We start from the raw sequence: 19,353 nt of genomic DNA, 5'->3' as shown, positions 1-19,353 counted from the left end.
ATGACAGTAAAGCAGGCCGCATCACATGCCCATGACCGACTTGTCAGCCGCCGTCCTCCTGCTCACGGAGCTGGGCTTTATCTTCGTGATGCTGGTCTATATGGGCTCCAATCTTGATGACCTGGTCATTGACATTATCTTCTTCGGGCGCTGGATCTACAAAAGCCTGTTTGTCTTCCGGCGCTCCAAGCCAATGGCCATAGAGGTTCTACACCGCGCACAGCAACAGCCTGTAGCCTTGATGTTCCCCTCATGGCAGGAATCCGGGATTATTTACTCCTCGCTCAGCAATATGTTCCGCACACTGGACTATTCAAACTTCCATGTTTTCGTCGGAACCTACCCCAATGATCCGGATACCGGGAAAGAAGTTGAAAAGCTGTGCTCTACGCTGGGGAATGTCCATCACATCATCACTCCATTACCAGGACCAACCTGCAAGGCTGATTGCCTGAACTGGATTGTCAAGGGGATTACAGAATACGAGCAAGCCAACGGAATGCGCTTCGAGGTTATCGTCATGCAGGATGCAGAAGACATCGTGCATCCGCTCAGCCTGAAGCTTTTCAACTTCCTGATCCCGCGCTTTGACCTGGTACAAACGCCGGTCATCTCTCTGGAACGTCCATGGCATGATCTGACCGGCGGCCACTACATGGACGAGTTCGCCGAGCTTCACAGCAAAGAAATCATTGTCCGTGAATTCCTGGCCGGGGTTGTTCCGGGGGCAGGGGTGGGAACAGCCTACTCCCGACGGGCCATGGATGCCGCACGGACAGAACAGGGAGAGGTGTTCAACACCGGCACGTTGACCGAAGATTACGAATTTTCGCTCCGCCTCAAGAAAGCAGGCATGAAGCAGATTTTTGCACGCGTGCCTTTTGTCCGTACCGTATCACGAAAACAATGGCTGACCGGGAAAGAACAGCTGGTCGCAATCGTTGACTACATCTGCACACGTGAATACTTCCCCAATTCCTTCTGGGCTGCCGTACGCCAGAAGAGCCGCTGGACAATCGGCATTGCCTTGCAGGGATGGCGCAACTTCGGATGGGATGGATCCTGGGCAATCCGCTATCTCCTGATGCGGGACCGGAAAATGGTGGTGCTGAGCCACGCTGCTCCGTTCGGGATCTTTGTTGTACTGGTGCATCTTGGCATTGTTCTGTGGACATGGTCCATGGAAGACAGTTACCAACCGGCTCCTGTTCTTCCTGATGACAGCCCGTTCTGGCTTGTTGTGTGGATTAACCAGGTGCTGCTGGCCTACCGTCTTTTCCAGCGCCACTACTGGACACACAAATACTATGGATGGTCTGCCATCCCCATGGTTATCCCGCGCTATTTGTGGGCTATCGCCATAAATTATTGTGCCGTAATACGGGCCCTGCGCATGTTCGGCCAACACCTGCGCACAGGGGAAAAGATCGGCTGGGACAAAACATCACATGAATACCCTGATGAAGCACACCTGAAGCTTTATCGGCGCCGGATCGGCGACCTGATGATCGAGCGCCAGTTCATTACCCCCGCCCAACTGGAACAAGCCTTGGCCATGCAGAAGGAAAAAGGGGGTACCATCGGCAATATCCTGATGGAAATGGGGCTGGTGAACCAGGACCAGTTTCTGGAAGTTCTTGGCATGCAGGTCAGGCTGGAGGTGCGCGCTATCGATCCCTTCAGCGTACCCGATACCATTTTGCAGCGTTTCCCGGCTTCTCTGGCCAAACAGTTCAGCATGTTCCCCGTTGGCTTGTCCGCATCAGGGAACCTTATGGTGGCCGCCCTGTCTGTTCCCACGCAGGAACAGGTTGAGACGGTTGAAACAGCGATTGGCGGGCGAGCCGAATTCTGTCTGGCTGTATCCAGCGAAATCCTGTTTGCCATTCACCGACGTTATGGCGGTATCCCCGAAGATGCTGCAAAGGGCAAGGGAGCGGCGGGGCCACCGCTGGGGCAACGCTTGGTCGAAGCGGGCGTTATCACAGCTGAAATGCTGGCCGGTGCCCTGCGTGAACAAAGACGCTCCTATAAACCGATGGGGCAGATCCTTCTGGATCTGGACCTGCTTCCCTCACAAGCCGCGCTGGATGATGCTGTCAAGAAAGCGGCAGCCGCTGGTATTCCTTTGGGTCGCTGGCTAGCAGAAAACAATATCTGCTCCACTGATGACGTAGAGAAGGCTTTTGCCTTGTCCAAGAAAAGCGAACGACCTGTCGGGGTCATTCTGGTTGAGCAGGGGCATATCTCGGAACAAATGCTGAAAGACTTCCAGGACCAAGGCAACAGGCCAGCATGATAAGGCAAGGACACATACCGGGCTGGATTCTGGCCAGCATGATCGGAAGCTGCCTGCTGTATGGACCATGTGCTCAGGCCCAGCAGGCACCAACAGCCGAGAAACGGCTGATACAAATGCTGCCGGAACAAAACTTCATGGAGCGTGAATGGCTGCGACACCGGACCTTCCCGTACGAAGAAAAGGCTCGAGCCCTTATCCAAGGTGATCGCAAGGAGGAAGCCCTGCAGGAGTTGGAAAAAGGACTGACCCTTATACCGGAAGCCCACGTCATGCGCTGGCGTGCGACTGTCCTGGCTGCAGAGCTACAGAAACCAGCCGATGTTTTGCGGCTGAGTACACCGTTGACGGAAGTTGTGCCTGATTTCAGCCTGCTACGTTTGTTTCGCGCAACAGCCCTGCAAACCTTGGGGCACCGTGAAGAGGCCGCGGCGGAACTGACACAGGCCATGGGGAGCGCCACGCTGAGTGTGGATGAACAACTACGGGCTCTGGAGCTACAGACGCGCACGGCACCGAACAGTGCCGGACTACAAAAAGCAATGGATGATCTGGAAGCACTCACGCATAAAAGAGCATTGACCCCACAGGAGCAATTGGCAGCAGCCCGGATCCTGGTTCTGGCCAAACGCGACCGGGAAGCAGCCGAACGCTTGCTCCAACTGACCCGGAACCAGGATACGGAACAGTCCATAGGGGATGCCGCAGCCGTAGACCTTGGCTTTCTCCTGCTACGACAGGACAAGCCAGAGGAAGCCTACGCGCTTGTCTGGCCAAGACGGGAGCGCCTTGGGCATTCCCCCGCTGTCCTTGGCCTTTTGGCGGAAGCTGCCAGCCGCAGCGACCACCACGAACAAGCCATTGAACTGTACAAACCACTTCGGAACAGCAGTAATCCATCTGACTTGCAGGTATTGGCTGATCTCTTGGCCCGGGGTGGCCTTCGGGAAGAAGCGGCACAGACCCTTGAAGCTGTGGCAGGGCTTCGCCTTGGGGCAGCAGACCGGGCCCTGTCACTGAAACGGGCAGCCTTCATCCGTCTGGATGCCGGACAAGAAGAACAAGCGCTGGAACTCTTTATCAAGGCGCTGGAGCTGGACCAAAGCCCGGATACACTGAATTCTGTGGTTCTGACCGCGATCTCGTCCAAGCGTATCAAGGACGCCGGCCTGGTACTGCAGCGGGTCGAACAGGAACAAAACCTTCAGACACCGAACCGGGCTGATGTCATCAACGCACACCGCCTGTCCCTGTGTGCAGCACATCTTGAACAGAATACCCCGGAAGAGTCCGTGCGCTGTCTGGAGGAACTCCGGCACACCATCGGTGATACGCCCGCACTTCTGCAGCTTCTGGCAGAAGCGCAAAGACGGGCAGGGGACACCTCTGCACGTACAAAGACACTTGAAACCTTGGCACAACTGCAATCCGACAAGGACACGCTGGTCTCGCTGGCCGATGCACGGTGGGCCGAGGGCAATATCCGCGGATCAGCCGAGGCGCTGGAGCAGGCCGCCCATCTGGATCATGAAGCCGCCGCAAGAACAGCTATCGAAGCGCTTGTTCGCTGGAAAGGGGCACAGGAATGGTCGTCGGTAGAGCGTGTTGCGCGCCGCATTCTAGAAAAAATCAGCCCGGAGAACGAAGCTGTACGCCAAGCCCTGACGGCACTGGCTGAAAGCGGGACCGCCACACAAAAAAACCAGCAACGCAAGAAAGCTCTGCAAGACCTGTACCATCGCGGACTGATCTCTGTTGATCAACGGCTGGATCTTGCCTTCGTCCTTCTGGAAGACAAGGAAACGAAGGAAGCCGTCCGGCTGATGTGGGAAACATTGCAGCACGAACAAAGCCCCAGGGTTCATGTTCTTCTGGCAACAGCACTGGACAGGGCAAACCGCAAGGGACCTGCTGCTGATTTCTACGAAAGATCCCTGCTGGATTCTTCTGGACCCCGCAGCCTCTCGACCGGAACAAGAAACCTGGTCAACGCGTCGCTGGGCTACCTGTACTACGATACGGGACGACCAGACTTGGCCGCCAGTCACTGGAAAAAGGCCCTGTCGGGGCAATATGACCCCGTTCTACAGTTACGGCTGGCGCAGGCTCTGCTGGGGGCAGGAGAGGCTGAAAGCGCCCTGCAACAAATTGATGCACTTGAAGCCGCAAAACTACCCGATGATCTGAAACCCGTGCATCTGGAAACGTGGGCCAGGGCGCTGGCCGCAGCCGGTCGGGACCAGGAAGCGATACAGGTATACCAGACCTTGAACACAACCAATCCAACCAGCGGCCGACGTCTGGAGCAAGCCGTAGTCGAACGACGGCAGGGCCAGCTGGAACAGGCATTTCACACCCTGGAATCAGCGTATCAAGTCACCCCGGACAACGAAGCCCTGGGTCTGGCCTATGCCTATGCGGCCCGTGACATGGGCGATCACGAACAAGCAGAGCCCTTGCTCAGTCATATTACCGGTGTGAATGCGGACCAGCTCTCCGCGCGGGAGGATCTGGGTTATACCCGTGCGGCTCTTGGTGATACTCAAGGCGCGCAGGATGCTTTCTCCGATGTTATAGAGGATGAGCGCCTGTATGCAGCCATGCGCCAATACACACCCGTTCAGAACCGCGCCCATATTTGGGGGCTAAGGCGACAAAACAGCATTTTGAACGATAATCTGGCGTTACAGGGCTATACTACAGTCTGCCCACAAGCCAGCTCATGCCGGCGCACAACAAGCCCGGTCGGCGATGCCCTGAACGAGGCACAAGGCGGCGTGGAACTAGCATGGAGACCTCCCTCTGTTGGCTATCGCGACGGACGCACCCTTGCCATCACCGGACGCCTGTTCTGGGGGACCATAAACGGTGCCTCTCCCGTGCCTGATAAACACACCACACAGGCCGGGGCGGGCCTACGCTGGAAGCCCCTGCGCGAGCATGACTTCAACCTGGCAGCTGAACGCCTGTTTTCCATCGGATCCAAAACAGAAGACAACACGCTGGTTCGTGTAAGCTATGGCCTGAGCAGCAGCATGGACATACCACCCGATGAACCTGCCTGGACACCGTATTACAGCTTTTATGTGGATGCCGGACGGTTTCTGGAGAAATCGAAAGCTCGGCTTGTCAGCAGCGAACTCCGGCTGGGAGGAAAATGGCGCATGGGCACACCTTATATAGCAGCACCGTTTGCCCTGATCGGAGGATCTCACACCGGGACAAGCACCTTGGACGACACCATTGCCCGCAGTGGCATCGGGCTACACTGGCGTCTATGGTATAATGATTCCGCAAGCCATGCGCATCAGTCCTATATCGATGTCACGCCACGCTTGACCCGTGACATAACAAAAGACGGGCAGGGAGGCAGGCAAACACGCTTCATTGTCTCCGTTCTGGCACGGTTCTAGAGATGCGTAAACGCCTTGTCATCTTTGCACTATGGATGGTTGGAATAGGCTCTGCCCATGCTGTCTGCGGACCCGCAGGGGCTCCGGATGCCACCTTCTACCAGCCACTGGCCATCCACGGTAACCGTAGCCCGGAAGACTGGGATGCCTTTGGGCGGTCCCTTAAACAGATCGGTATTCAGAGCATCTACGTACAGTGGTCCATCCTGAATAGCATTGCCTTGTTTCCCCTGTCAGACGCAGTTGGGAAAGAAATGTATGCGAGACATATCAGTCCGCTACCAAACCCGCCCTTGCCGGGTCTGCTGGCCATGGCCGAAAGGAATGGAATTGGCCTGTGGATAGGCCTAGATCTTGATCCATCCTTCTTTCAAGTTCACGAGCGAAATCCGGATCTGCTGCGGGTCTACTTCCTACGCCGTGAGCTGGCTCTGGAGGCCCTACTGCCGGATCTGGGGAGATTGGTTGCAACCAGTCCAGCTCTGCATGGCTGGTATATTACGGATGAACTTGACGACCTGCATTGGCAGGACACAACGCGACTGGCTTTACTGACGGAACACTTGGCCAAGGTTACCGAGCTCCTGTCCTCACTGGCAGAGCACCCTGTACCCGTAGCCATATCGGGGTTTTCAAATGGTCGAACCAGCCCATCTGTGCTGGCTGAATTCTGGGATACGGTCCTGACAAAAGGCCGCATCGACCGCCTTTTGTTTCAGGACAGCATCGGGGCCGGCAAACTCAGCGTGCAGGAAAGCACCCTTTACCGCGACGCCTTGGCCAAAAAACTGGGCCAACGGGTCCATATGGTTGTGGAGGCCTTTTCCGTACAGTCGCAAAGTCAGGATGGAAGTCAGTTTTCTGGTATTCCGGCTTCCACGACAGAAATGCACGAAAGGCTGCGCCTTGCCATGGGAGCGGCCATGGCAAGGCCCGTCCTGTTCAGCGCACCGGAGTATCTTCTACCATCCGTAGCGGGAGAAATGAGTCAATCCGGGAACATATCAACGGCAGATCGTGACCGACGCGCCAGGGCGCTATACGATCTTCAGGCCAAGGTCGCACAGCAATGCATGACCAGCCTGCCCGGCGTACAGGGTGTGAACAGCAGATGAGTCTGCATGAAAACACTTGTTGTCATCGGAACACGCCCTGAAGCGATCAAAATGGCCCCGCTTGCCAGAGTACTGTCGCGTGACAAGGCATTATCCTGCCGGGTTGCTGTAACAGGGCAGCATCCGGACTTGGTGCCCCCAATACTGGATTTCTTCGAGGTTCCCGTTCACCACAACATGTCATTGGCGCGCTCACGCCAAGGGCTGGCTCATCTGCATGCCGGCATTCTGGACCAGATGGAGGCCATGATTGAGCAAAACCGTCCGGATCTTGTTCTGGTGCATGGTGATACAACCAGTGCATTGGCTGCCGCCGAGGCTGCTTTTTACAGTGGCGTACCCGTCGGACACGTCGAGGCCGGGCTTCGCAGCCATAATCTCCGCAGCCCCTGGCCGGAGGAGATGAACCGTATCGCCATAGATCAACTGGCAGATCTCATGTTTGCACCGACAGAGCAGGCCAGAACAAACCTGCTGAATGAGGGGCGAACCGATGATACGATCACCGTGACAGGAAACACTGTGGTTGATGCCCTGTTATGGGTTTGCCACAAACTCGACAGTGATGCCGTTCTGACAGCGCGCATTGTAGCAACATTGCCGCGCCTACCCGACGACCGCCGGATTATTCTGGTTACAACCCATCGCCGGGAAAACTTCGGCCCCCCCTTGGCACGGATCAGCCAAGCATTACACACACTGGCAAACCGCCCCGACGTGTGTATCGTCTTCCCCCTGCACCCCAATCCAGAAGTCGGCATGAGGATGAAAGCCTTTCTGGCCAGTCACCCCTTTATCATCCTGACCCATCCTCTGGACTATCTTCCCTTCGTCTTGCTGATGCGTCGCGCCGCCGTGATCCTGACGGATTCAGGCGGCATACAGGAAGAAGCGCCATCTGTAGGAACCCCAGTCCTGGTCCTGCGGGACCTGACAGAAAGACCAGAAGCCTTGGACAGCGGAGCCATTCGCTTGGTCGGAACCCGAACAGAGTCCATTGTAGAGGCTGCCTCCGAGATTCTTGATGCGTCATCCCCCACAGCACACCAACCTGCAGGAAACAACCCGTTTGGTGATGGCAAAGCATGCGAGCGGATTTGCCACACCATAAAAAACTGGAAACCACCGGGTAAAAAACGTAAAGCCCCCGCCTGATAAAGGGCAGGGGCCAACGATACCGTCACACACCATCAGGCGCTGTAATACATCTGATACTCAATCGGATGAGGGGTGTGTTCAAACGCATGAACTTCCTGGAATTTGAGATCGGTATAGGCATCAAGAAAACCGGGTGTAAATACATCACCCTTCATCAGGAAATCCCGATCCGCCTTCAGGGCATCCAGAGCCTCCCGCAGGGAACCACATACTGTGGGAACCTGTGACAGTTCTTCTGGCGGCAAATCGTACAGGTTTTTGTCCATAGGATCGCCAGGATGAATCTTGTTCTGGATCCCATCCAAGCCCGCCATCATCATCGCTGTGTAAGCCAGATAGGGATTAGCCGTCGGATCAGGAAAACGTACCTCTACCCGTTTCCCTTTGGGATTGGAAACATAGGGAATACGACAGGATGCAGACCGGTTCCGCGAAGAATAAGCCAGAAGAACCGGCGCCTCAAATCCCGGAATCAGGCGCTTGTAAGAATTGGTGGACGGATTTGTGAACGCATTGAGCGCCTTGGCATGCTTGATAATGCCACCAATATAGTAAAGTGCCATGTCAGACAGGTCTGCGTACCCGGATCCTGCAAACAACGGCTTGCCATCCTTCCACAAGGACTGATGGACATGCATGCCAGACCCGTTGTCCCCAGCCAAAGGCTTGGGCATGAACGTGGCGGTCTTGCCGTACGAGTGGGCGACCATGTGCACAACGTACTTGTATATCTGCATCCAGTCCGCCGACTGCAACAAAGTACCAAACCGGAACCCCAGTTCGTGCTGTGACGAGGCAACCTCGTGATGATGCTTCTCGACATCAACCCCCATATCCAGAAGGGTTGAGGTCATCTCGGCACGCAGATCAACACCGCTGTCAACGGGAGGAACTGGAAAGTATCCTCCCTTGATACCAGGACGATGTGCCCAGTTCCCCTGATCAAACTCCTTGCCACTAGCCCAGGGGGCGTCGCCGGCATCAAGCTCGAAGGACACCTTGTTCATATCCACCGTATAACGGACATCATCAAAAACAAAAAACTCTGCCTCGGGGCCAAAATAGGCCGTATCAGCAATGCCGGTGCTTTGCGCATAGGCAAGACCGCGGCGTGCTATACCGCGGGGACAGCGATCATAAGACTGACCTGTTGCAGGATCCACAACGTCGCAAAACACAACAAGCTGCGGTTGGGCCGTAAAGGGATCCATAATGGCCGTCGAGATATCCGGCATCAGAATCATGTCGGACTCGTTAATTTCCTTCCAGCCAGCAATCGATGACCCATCAAACATAATACCGTCGGCCAGCAGATCATCCGTCACGGTCTTGACATGCTGGGCTGTGTGCTGCCATTTGCCACGGGGATCCGTAAAACGGAAATCAACATATTTGACGTCATTTTCCTTGATTTTTTCGAAGAATGTAGCGGTATCAGACATGAATACTTTTCCTTGTCCTGAATGGTTACCGTCCCTCGGTCCCATTGCGTATGCCACACAAAACCACACATCACTCAGACAGCGTCCGGCCCACGTTCCCCGGTCCGGACACGAATGGCATCATCGACCGGCAGAATAAAAATCTTGCCATCACCGATACGTCCGGTCCTGGCCGCCTGTTGAATAACAGTAATTGCCTGCTCAACACGGCTTTCCTCAAGAACCATCTCTATTTTGACTTTTGGCAGGAAATCCACCACATACTCGGCTCCCCGATACAGCTCTGTATGGCCTTTCTGGCGTCCAAACCCCTTGACCTCTGTCACCGTAATCCCCTGAAGGCCGATATCCCCCAAAGCTTCACGCACTTCATCCAGTTTGAAGGGCTTTATGATGGCTTCGATCTTCTTCATCATGTTTTCATCACACTTCAAACCAGAATGCAGCCAACAGACAAACGCTTAGGCATGAAAGATCTGCGACCACATAAATAGAAAATACATGTCGCTACCACAACTTTCAATCCTTGCAATAGGACAATGCCTGACAGCACCATCTTATGCGATATCGCATAGGGGCGATTCATGCCCAGCTGGGTCAGGAAGAGTGCCCAGAAGCTGATCCAGAGCATCACGCAGGGCATGCAAGCGCTGGATATCCTCGCAATCAAGGGATCCGGGGCTAGCCTGAAGTCGGGCAATCTGCTTCAATGCCGGAAGCAAAACCTTGGTTGCCGAAGCTGTAGCGACTTCCCTGACGCTCTTTTGCTCCGGCTTTGCAGACGGAGTATTCAGGTCGGTTTTCAACGCCCGAAGTTCACTGACCGTCATTCCTGTCGTAACAATCTTGCCCCAAGCAACACGCGCGGCCTGTTCATCCCCAAGGTCAGCAAGCGCAAACAAAGTGCTTTTGCTGATTCTGTTCGAGACCGAGGGCACCGCCTGCAGAATATCCTCCGGCAAAGAGAGGATGTTCAGGGTGCGACTGATCTCGGACTGTGAACGACCGAGGATCTCGGCAACCTGCCCTTGGGTATAGCTATGCCGGTTCATCAACCGCTCGCAGCCACGGGCCAACTCCACCATATCCAGATCAACACGGACAACATTTTCGACCAACGCTATTTCCGCCGGATCTCCGGAAATAATGATGGCCTTGATTTCGTGATGCCCCAGCAGACGACAGGCCCGCCACCGACGTTCCCCCGCATACAGGATATGTTTCCCGTCTGGACCAGGCGCCGAAACCAGTACCGGCTGCAGCAACCCAAGACGATGGATGGAAGAGGCCAGCGCTGCCAGATCATCATCATCAAAAAACGACCGCGGCTGATCCGGGTTGGGAACGATGGACGTCAGGGCAAGGGTACTGACCCTGCTTTCCCCGGAAAAGAATGACGTCATCAAGGACGAAACGTGACCCGTTGTTGTACGGGGCGGCATCTTGCGCGACATGGACTCAGGTCTCCGCAGGAACAGGATGAACCGGAACAGACGGTATGGAAACATGACGGGCCGCTGCCAACGCAATCAGTTTCTCCGCCAGATCCGCATAAACAGACACGCCACGTGCACCGGGATATAACTCCAGAATCGGTTGCCCGGCAGCAGCAGCGTGATTGTAGTATGTGGTACTGATAACCGGATCAAGGATCGGAACAGCCGAACCAAAGATGTCATGCAGCTCTTGCATGGTCTCCCGATCCTGAACAAGACGGGGGTCAACCCGTGTCGGCAGGATCCCAAGAATTTCAAGTCCCGGACGGATGCGCCGGCGGATACGGTCTATGGCCCTGAGAATCAGGGGAATCCCACGCGTGGACCATGGCGTTGGGTCTGACGGTATCAAAACGTAGTCAGCAGCGGTCAGGGCGTTGACGGTTGTGGGGCCCAAATGGGGACCACAGTCAATCACAATGAAGGAAAAACGACCGGCAAGCGGGGCCAGTGTTTCCTTCAAAACCCATTCACCACCAATTTCACGGGTCAGAACAAGATCAGCCTCGGCCAAACGGGACCCACCGGGCAAAAGGAAGAGCGGAATATCATCACGCACACGCACCAAGGCATCACTGACCGGAAGGTTATCCAGCATCACGGATGCAATGGTCCGCCCCGATGCATCCAGTTCATAGTTATTCAGCCCCAAGCCCGCTGTCGCATTGCTCTGATGATCAAAATCAACCAACAGCGTTGCATGACCGGCACGAGCCAAAGCCCACGCGATATTGATGGAGCTTGTTGTCTTGGCAACGCCACCCTTCTGGTTGGCCAAGGCCAACACCAGAGGCTGCTCGCACACCGGTTCCTGTACCGTTGCAGAACTGCCAACCAGAAACAAGCGCACGATGGAGGGAACCGGTTCCTTTCCCTGCTCCCACCGACTGATCATCGGCGGGGAATAATTGCGGCTCAGCTCCTTGTTCAGGAAGGCCGCAAACTCGGCCTGGGTTTGTCCTCTACGTTTACGAATATCGCGCAGGACATCGGCACTGAGGTCCATAAGATCCCCCGGGGTTGATGTTTTCATCAATATGTCTGGCCAGATAAAGACTGGCAACCATCAATTTAGAAAAAATACAATGGCTGGCAGGTTGCCCGTTCACAACAGGCGGCAACTTTCACCGGAACAGCAAGGGCGCCAGGCAAAATGTGCCGACCGGGTCCGATGCCTCATCCCCACTGGCGCAGACAAAAGATTTGGCACAAGACGTGCTTGGGGAAAGAACGTGCCTCAGGGACCGGGAGCCTGCCATGCCCTTTCTAAACGTTGCCGACCTGCGTGAAACCTCCTTTACCACAAACAAGACACGCCCCGCTTTTGACTCTGCAAGACATCATGATCGATCCCCCATAAGCGCAAAGTTGTTTGCCAGAACCGTCGGCGAACAGTGCCACGATGCCAACCGTCAACGTATAGCCTCCCTGATCGGGGTTGTACGCCCTGAAGAAATTGACGCCTTGGTACACAGGGCGGCTGATCTGAAGGCTCGCTACCTGTCTGCTGTTCTGGATTCAGGAAAAGCACGGGGAACACCCCGCCCGGGACAACACGACGAGCTTGGACATTTGCGGAGCGCCCTTGCCGAGGCTGAACAGGGGCTGGAAACAATCCGCAACAGCATCATGCGCGGGGAACTCTTTGTTGATGGGGTTAATGATGGCTTTCCTTGACAAACAAAACGGCAGGGAAGGGCCCCCGAAAGATCCATTGTGCACTGAACAAAAGAACAATCTGCTTTATCAGACTTACATAATGAGCAAAAACAGGAAGAATACTGACAAACTTGACCGTTCTTTCTGACACCTCCTTGGTCCACAATGAAAGCATCGTGGTTCCTTGGAGACTTATGCATGCTGAAAAATATCACCCCCGCCCGCACACTGTTCCTAAGCGTCGAGGGTGTGGCCGCCATCATGAAAAAGAAGGGGGCGGCAGCGTGCATAGAAGGGATTGCACAGTACATCAACGAAGACTTTCTGCGGTGGGAGGACTTTGACAAGACCGCCCGGGTTGCCAGCCACTCCGATGATGGCGTCATTGAGCTGATGCCAATTGCCGACAAGGAAACCTACACCTTCAAATACGTTAATGGGCATCCCCGGAACAGCCGTTTCGGGCTTTCAACGGTTATGGCTTTTGGCGTCCTGTCCGATGTGGAAACCGGAGCCCCGGAGCTGCTGAGCGAACTGACGTTGACGACGGCCATGCGCACGGCAGCCATGTCAGCTGTTGCCGCAAAAGCATTGGCAAAGCCAGAACCCAAAAGCATGGCCCTGATCGGCAACGGCGCCCAGAGCGAGTTTCAGGCTTTGGCTTTCAGCCACCTTCTGGGGGTGAAATGTTTTCATCTGTACGATATCGATCCATATGCAACGGCCAAACTGCAACGCAATCTGGAGCAGCTTGGCCTTGAGAGTCAGGCATTTTCATCTACACATGATGCTGTACGGGGCACAGATATCGTAACAACGGTTACAGCCGACAAAACAAAAGCCACAATCATAGCGCCCGATATGATTGAGCCCGGCATGCACATCAATGGTGTTGGCGGTGACTGCCCGGGAAAAACGGAACTGCACTGCGATGTCCTGAGAAATGCTCGTGTTTTTGTGGAGTATGAACCCCAGTCCCGTATTGAAGGTGATGTGCAGCAGATGCCACCGGACTTTCCGGTGACGGAAATATGGCGGGTTCTGGCGGGTCACGCGCTCGGTCGGCAATCACCCGACGATGTAACCATTTTCGACTCCGTTGGTTTTGCGCTTGAAGATTTCTCGGCATTGCGCTTCATGCGTGACGTCGCAACCACCCTGGATCTGTGTGAGTCTATCTCGCTTGTTCCTGCTCTTGAAAATCCACGGAATCTTTTTGGTTTTGCATATGAAAAAAGTGCTGGTCAAACCCATCCATTGCGTGACGTTGTGGCATATTGAAATCGGAGTCGGCCAATGAGTCACCTTTTCTTGCCTGACGTCAGCCTGATTGGTACCCCAACTGATGTTGGCGCGGGCGTGCGCGGGGCATCCATGGGGCCAGAAGCTCTGCGTGTGGCCGGACTTGTTGAAAAACTTGAACGGTGCGGGGTTGATGTAAAAGACTGCGGCAACCTACAGGGACCACCCAATCCGGGATCTCCTCCTGTCGGTGGCTTCAGGCACCTGGAAGAGGTGATTGCCTGGAACAAGATCCTGCATGAGGCCGTCTACAAGGAAATACAGGACGGGCGTATGCCGGTTGTACTGGGGGGCGATCATTGCCTGGGCATTGGATCAATAAGTGCTGTTGCCAAACACTGCCGTGAAACAGGCAAGGAACTGCGTATCCTGTGGCTGGATGCTCACGCCGATTTCAACACCGCAGACCTGACACCTACAGGCAACATCCACGGTATGCCGGTGGCCTGTCTATGTGGCTACGGACCAGACGAGCTGACCGGCATCGGGGGACAGTCACCGGCAATCCGGCCAGATCAGGTTCGTCAGATCGGGATACGCAGCGTCGATGACGGAGAAAAACATTTCGTCCGCAGTGTCGGACTGGAAGTGTTTGACATGCGCTGCATCGGCGAAATGGGTATGCGCCATGTCATGGAACAAGCCCTGAGCGGTATCGACCAGCACACGCATATACATGTCAGCTTTGATGTTGACTTTCTGGATCCCGACATTGCGCCCGGCGTTGGAACAACCGTTCGTGGTGGCCCCAACTACCGTGAGGCTCGCTTGTGCATGGAAATGATCGCTGATACAGGGCGCTTGGGATCACTTGATATTGTCGAGCTGAATCCCGCCCTTGATCACCGCAACATGACCGCAGACCTAGCTGTGGATCTCGTCGAAAGCTTGTTCGGCAAAAGCACCTTGGTACGCGTTTCTCGTACAGGAAAGCAATACTTCGGAACACGGGCTGCAGCAGAATAAACAAGAACCTACAATGACACATATAAAAAATCCCGGATCAATCCGGGATTTTTTATATGTCAAGGTGCCCATTATGATTACTCTTGTACAGATGAGAAAAATTCTCTTGCCACTACATAGCTTGTAACACTACCACCCGCCAATGGTATATTGATAATATATCGTTTTTTATGCAGCAATATGGCGGTTAATTTTATGAGTTCAGATAGAGCCTCCATGGCCCCCGAAATCGATGGCGCAATGTACGGCATCAAGCGGTTCTCATACAGCAAGGAATGGGATTTCAAGCCCTATAACCAGCCGCGCAACACATGCAACCAACTGCGCGTCAATTCCGATTTCTACGTCTATCGTGAAGCGTCGCACGGCTTTGATGGTATCTATGCCGTATATTGCGAAAGTGGCCTTCTCAGCCCGGGTGATGCTTATCATTCATCAAGACGCTACACTGAAGGCCCCTTCCAATATGGGTTTGAAAACGCCATTCAGGTTCTGAACCCAGAAACAGGCAGGCCTTTTGATTCCGGTGTCAACTGGGTCAAAAGCTCGCCCAGCACAGTCAACCAAGTCCATGACAAGCAAGACATGACGGTTACAAGTGTTGACGACACAATCAGCATCGGTGTTGGTGCCAGTGCGTCAGCGCAAGGCCCCGGAGGCGGGGTCAATCTTGGATATTCGCATTCTGAATCCTTTCAGTTATGGAAATCAGACAGCTACTCGATCAAAGACTGGGGTGTCGAGGAACGGACAGAGCCCGTGTCCAACACCGGGCGCTGGTTCTGGCATCAACAAGCCCCTTATGACGTTACCAGCCTTGAGGCTGATAACTTCACCTGGTGGCAGCAAGCCTATGAAAGCGACTGGCCCCCATGCCTGTGCAAAGAAACGGCCATGCTTTCCAGAAGCACCATGCAGTACAACACCGCCATTGCTTGGCGCTTTGATCTGTCTCTGGTGAAGAAAGGGGCATTGCCCGTGCGTTTTGTCCAAAGCCTGAACTGGAAATGTGCACTGATCGCCCAGCCGGACTGGGCCCCGACAGAAGGGCACCATCAAATCTGGAGCGAAACCTTCCCGTCAAGCGTAACCTATGACCTTGACTTGGCTGCAATCATTCGGGGCAGCGTCATACGCCCAGATGCTCCCACAGCCCAACCCGTACACGACGTCTCCGAACAGGTCCAGACAGGAACAGGAATAGCTTCTGTTCAGAAACGGCTAACCTTAGTTGAAACCAACTGATCAGACTATGTGAATGGAAGTGTTATGCCCTCTATATGGAATGGTTTTGATACAAATCCCCACACGTTACCGGATGCATGTGTTGTATGCGCAGGAGGCGTTGGCGGCAATTTTCTCCGGCTACCCTGTAAGCATGGCGGCCCGGAAAGTTACCCTTTGCACGTCGAATGCATGATTCGGTCCCTCGTGCCTGTCGAGCGTGGAACACCGCAGCAAGCCCCGCGATGCCCGGTCTGCAGAGGAGGCATTGATACAGAAACCCTGACGGAGGTTGCTGACTACATTCGCCAGGACAAGCTAGTCACCTTCCCAAGCGAAGATGGCATCGCAATCAGCCAGCCTCTGTGCCAAACGCCAGAACAAAAGGCAAGCTTCCTGTCCCTTATTACCACAGCTCACGAAGCAATTCATGGTGGCGAACTGGAACCCAGCGATCAAGAAACAAGCCCCGCCTACTACGACCACTTATCACAAATTGCAGAAGAGCTCATAAATAGCATCAATAACAGTATCGAAGAACATAACTACACCTTGGAAGAAATTGACCAGAAGATGCTCGAGATTCAAGATCTTGATGCTCATCTTCTGGAGCGGTCAGGACGGATAGCGCTCCTTGATCATGTGGGCTGGGCCATTGCTGGCGGCGATTTCGGAGAGATCTATGACAGGCTCGTCAGCCTCAGGACACAATTGGAACGATCTCGCGAACAACTGACAGAAGAACGCGAACAAAAACAGCGCGAGGCTGAAGAGCAGGATCACGCCCATCACTTTGCTTAAAAAAACAACACTATCTTGCGCAAAGGCTACACAATGAAGAGAATATGGAACGGTTTTGACACGACACCCCATACACATCCGGACGAATGCACCATCTGCATGGGCGGCAGTGGTGGAGAGTTCCTCCGGCTGACTTGCGGACATGGTGCGCACGACCTCTACCCCATCCACGTTACATGTGCTGTACTGTCATTCTCCCCCGTCGGGGATGACTATAAGCTACCTCCAAGGTGTCCTGTTTGCAGGGCAACCGTCGACGCAGATACGCTTCTGGACGTTGCCAACTACGTTCAACAAAACAAAACCATTACCTTCCCCGGCGATGATGACGAAAGCGTGGAGCAAAGCGTCTACCAGAGTGAGGCAGAGAAAGGGACACTCCTGTCCATTCTTTCTGATGCCCATGACATGGTTCCGGATGTCGAGATATTGGATCCATCAAATGAAGAGCTAAGCCTGAAGTATTATCAGGATATGATCAATGAAGCGGAGAATATGACACGGGAAATACAGAGTGGCATTGAGGAAAGGGAATACACTCTGGAAGATCTTGAGCAAAAAGAGCAGGACATTGCCTTTATAGAAGATAAAATAGAAAGAATGTCAGGAAGGCTTGCTCTCTTCGCCCACCATAATTGGGTTTTCTTTGAATTCAATTTCCAAGATCTGTATGCACGCCTGATAGCAAGCAAGGACAGTCTGGAGGCAACAACCAAAAAGATACGCATTGAGCGGGAAGAGAAACAACGAGAGGAAGAGGAAGAGCACCACCATAATCTGGTGCCCTGAGGCTTATTGCCCCCCAAGAGGTCCCCGATCCTCTTGGGGGGTGGGCATATTGTTCAGAAAGTCCAGCGCACCTTTATTGACGCCGACTGACTTGAAAAGCCACCACGATACTCGCTGTCATAGCGCCCGGTTATTTCCATGCTTTCATCCGTTCTATAGCGCATCCCCAAGCCTGCCGTTGTCACCCAAGGAACGGCAGGTGTTCCTTGGGTGATAAAGGAAGAACCCGGCTCTCCTGCAAATGTAGCCGTAATCGATGAACGCTCGTTAAAGGCATCATATCCCAGACCTAACTGCCCCGTCAGCGTTACAGAATCACTGACATGATACGATATCTTGCTGTCAGTACTCATCAGGAATGACTTCGCACTGCGCGACTTTACATCCAGATTCAGAACCCCGGCGCCGGTTTCCAGATAAGAGCTGTCACGTATCCAGGTATAGTCAGCACGAACAGATGGACTAAAAGACCACCCCGCCCCAACGGGGTAAGACCGACCAATACCTGCACCCGCATGGGCAACCTGGCTCTGGTAGGAAGAAGATGCCTGGGAGGCCGTAAACTCTATCGCCCTGTTTCCCTTGTTCCGGTTAAGACCGATATCTGCCTGAACATTTAGTTCTGTTCTGTGATCAAGATTATAACTTCCGTAGGCCACCAATTGGTGAGTTGCAATGCCCAGTTTCTGGGGAGCGAGAATTCTGTTGTTCTTGATTCTTACATCCGCATAGGCAAAGGCAAGCCCAAGGCGCAAGGCAGGTGAGACAGCACCATCAATTCCAGCAACCAAACCACGTGCATCCATCCTGTATCCGGCAACGCCCTTATGGTCATTTTGACATGCCCACGAACCGAACGGCTTCATCCAGATGTAACGATCTTCAAAAAAACCATCCCCCGAAGACAGCCCTCTATTACCGTCAATACGCGCCTGAATAATCTTGTTAATCCCGGATAGAGAAGACTGCGTTGCCATAATGGAACCACCTGTCAACAGAGGCAGGGTTTGGGAAACAGCACGAACAACCTGCTGATTGGTTGTAAAACCAGAAACAACAAACAAGGCCTTCAACTTTGTACTGCGTTCAATAACCTGGGCAGCTCCAAGAGCAGGCGAACTGCCTTGCCCCGCCAGAACGTCGGACAGAGAAGGAGAGGAGCCTCCACCTCCTGTGCTGCTCGAACCACCGCCAGAGCCAGTGGAACTGCCACCACCCGTGCCTGTCGAACCACCGCCAGAACCACCGCCAGAACCACCACCGATGCCAGGGTCAACAGGAACCTCACCACCAACACCAACAGGCTCACCATACACATAGAAGGTAATAGGAGGCGGAATAGACGTAGCAGCTGAATAGGTTGTTACAACAACGGTATAGTGCGTACCCTGCAAAAGATCCTGTGTAAGCTGCGGACACGTTGTCGCTTGATCACCACAGGTCATGATGGTTACGCCATCTGGCCGCACACCATCATAATCATCATTCAAGTCCAGGGCATTACTAATTGCGTTTGAAGAATTAAAATCTCCTTGATACAGAACCAGAACCGTATCAATAGGAGCAGATGACATACCAAATATATACGTACCACTTAATGATGGCTCAAAGAATTGAGACATATAGTAAAATGTATTCCCAGAACCAGATAAGTTATTAATATTCTGTAGCGTTGAACTACCTATTGAG

The 19,353-nt window shown here is 53.9% G+C and carries 15 protein-coding genes; 10 read left to right on the top strand and 5 right to left on the bottom strand.

The window, feature by feature from the left end; translation table 11 throughout:
* Positions 1-31 precede the first annotated feature (31 nt).
* The 4 genes from HEQ72_RS09895 to wecB are packed head-to-tail and all read left to right on the top strand — an operon-like array spanning position 32 to position 7,982.
* Entirely contained in the window at positions 32-2,299 is a 2,268-nt protein-coding gene (locus HEQ72_RS09895; protein ID WP_168023253.1) for a glycosyl transferase family protein, read from the top strand.
* The gene (locus HEQ72_RS09890; protein WP_168023252.1) at positions 2,296-5,712 is read left to right on the top strand and encodes an NfrA family protein; all 3,417 of its coding nucleotides are present in this window, start codon (positions 2,296-2,298) and stop codon (positions 5,710-5,712) included. Before HEQ72_RS09895 ends, HEQ72_RS09890 begins: the two co-directional genes overlap by 4 nt.
* Positions 5,713-5,714: 2 nt before the next feature.
* Positions 5,715-6,827: a DUF4434 domain-containing protein gene (locus HEQ72_RS09885; protein WP_168023251.1), complete on the top strand. Its 1,113-nt coding sequence runs from the start codon at positions 5,715-5,717 to the stop codon at positions 6,825-6,827.
* 6 nt (positions 6,828-6,833) lie between these two features.
* Positions 6,834-7,982 carry a non-hydrolyzing UDP-N-acetylglucosamine 2-epimerase gene (wecB, locus tag HEQ72_RS09880; protein ID WP_168023250.1) on the top strand — a complete coding sequence of 383 codons (1,149 nt, stop codon included), beginning with the start codon at positions 6,834-6,836 and terminating at the stop codon, positions 7,980-7,982.
* A 35-nt stretch (positions 7,983-8,017) separates the two neighbouring features.
* Here wecB and glnA read toward each other — a convergent pair whose 3' ends face one another.
* The 4 genes from glnA to HEQ72_RS09860 form a co-directional block, all read right to left on the bottom strand.
* Positions 8,018-9,427 carry a type I glutamate--ammonia ligase gene (gene glnA, locus HEQ72_RS09875; protein WP_168023249.1) on the bottom strand — a complete coding sequence of 470 codons (1,410 nt, stop codon included), beginning with the start codon at positions 9,425-9,427 and terminating at the stop codon, positions 8,018-8,020.
* A gap of 74 nt (positions 9,428-9,501) precedes the next feature.
* Positions 9,502-9,840, bottom strand: a complete 339-nt coding sequence (locus tag HEQ72_RS09870) for a P-II family nitrogen regulator (protein WP_168021246.1) — start codon at positions 9,838-9,840, stop codon at positions 9,502-9,504.
* Between the two features lie 144 nt (positions 9,841-9,984).
* Positions 9,985-10,881, bottom strand: coding sequence for a ParB/RepB/Spo0J family partition protein (locus HEQ72_RS09865; RefSeq protein ID WP_168023248.1), 897 nt, complete (start codon positions 10,879-10,881; stop codon positions 9,985-9,987).
* Between the two features lie 4 nt (positions 10,882-10,885).
* Positions 10,886-11,956 (bottom strand): AAA family ATPase, encoded by a 1,071-nt coding sequence (locus tag HEQ72_RS09860; RefSeq protein ID WP_168021207.1) that lies wholly within the window; start codon positions 11,954-11,956, stop codon positions 10,886-10,888.
* 224 nt (positions 11,957-12,180) lie between these two features.
* Between HEQ72_RS09860 and HEQ72_RS09855 the strand changes: the two genes are divergently transcribed.
* The 6 genes from HEQ72_RS09855 (at position 12,181) to HEQ72_RS09830 (ending at position 17,664) form a co-directional block, all read left to right on the top strand.
* Positions 12,181-12,600, top strand: coding sequence for a hypothetical protein (locus HEQ72_RS09855; protein WP_168023247.1), 420 nt, complete (start codon positions 12,181-12,183; stop codon positions 12,598-12,600).
* 180 nt (positions 12,601-12,780) lie between these two features.
* The gene (locus tag HEQ72_RS09850; protein WP_168021205.1) at positions 12,781-13,863 is read left to right on the top strand and encodes an ornithine cyclodeaminase; all 1,083 of its coding nucleotides are present in this window, start codon (positions 12,781-12,783) and stop codon (positions 13,861-13,863) included.
* A gap of 15 nt (positions 13,864-13,878) precedes the next feature.
* Positions 13,879-14,850, top strand: coding sequence for an arginase (rocF, locus tag HEQ72_RS09845; protein ID WP_168021204.1), 972 nt, complete (start codon positions 13,879-13,881; stop codon positions 14,848-14,850).
* 195 nt (positions 14,851-15,045) lie between these two features.
* Positions 15,046-16,095, top strand: a complete 1,050-nt coding sequence (locus tag HEQ72_RS09840; protein ID WP_168023246.1) for a hypothetical protein — start codon at positions 15,046-15,048, stop codon at positions 16,093-16,095.
* A gap of 186 nt (positions 16,096-16,281) precedes the next feature.
* The gene (locus HEQ72_RS09835; RefSeq protein ID WP_168021202.1) at positions 16,282-16,875 is read left to right on the top strand and encodes a hypothetical protein; all 594 of its coding nucleotides are present in this window, start codon (positions 16,282-16,284) and stop codon (positions 16,873-16,875) included.
* A 33-nt stretch (positions 16,876-16,908) separates the two neighbouring features.
* Complete coding sequence (locus HEQ72_RS09830) at positions 16,909-17,664, top strand: hypothetical protein (protein WP_168021201.1); 756 nt, start codon at positions 16,909-16,911, stop codon at positions 17,662-17,664.
* A gap of 53 nt (positions 17,665-17,717) precedes the next feature.
* On the opposite strand, the gene HEQ72_RS09825 is transcribed toward HEQ72_RS09830, so the two are convergent.
* Positions 17,718-19,238 carry an autotransporter domain-containing protein gene (locus tag HEQ72_RS09825; protein WP_168023245.1) on the bottom strand — a complete coding sequence of 507 codons (1,521 nt, stop codon included), beginning with the start codon at positions 19,236-19,238 and terminating at the stop codon, positions 17,718-17,720.
* Positions 19,239-19,353 lie beyond the last annotated feature (115 nt).

Source organism: Haematospirillum sp. 15-248 (genome assembly GCF_012102665.1).
In the GTDB taxonomy this organism is placed as follows: Bacteria; Pseudomonadota; Alphaproteobacteria; order Rhodospirillales; family Rhodospirillaceae; genus Haematospirillum.
The sequence above is the reverse complement of the archived record's forward strand: the minus strand, read 5'-3'. Positions and strand labels throughout refer to the sequence as shown.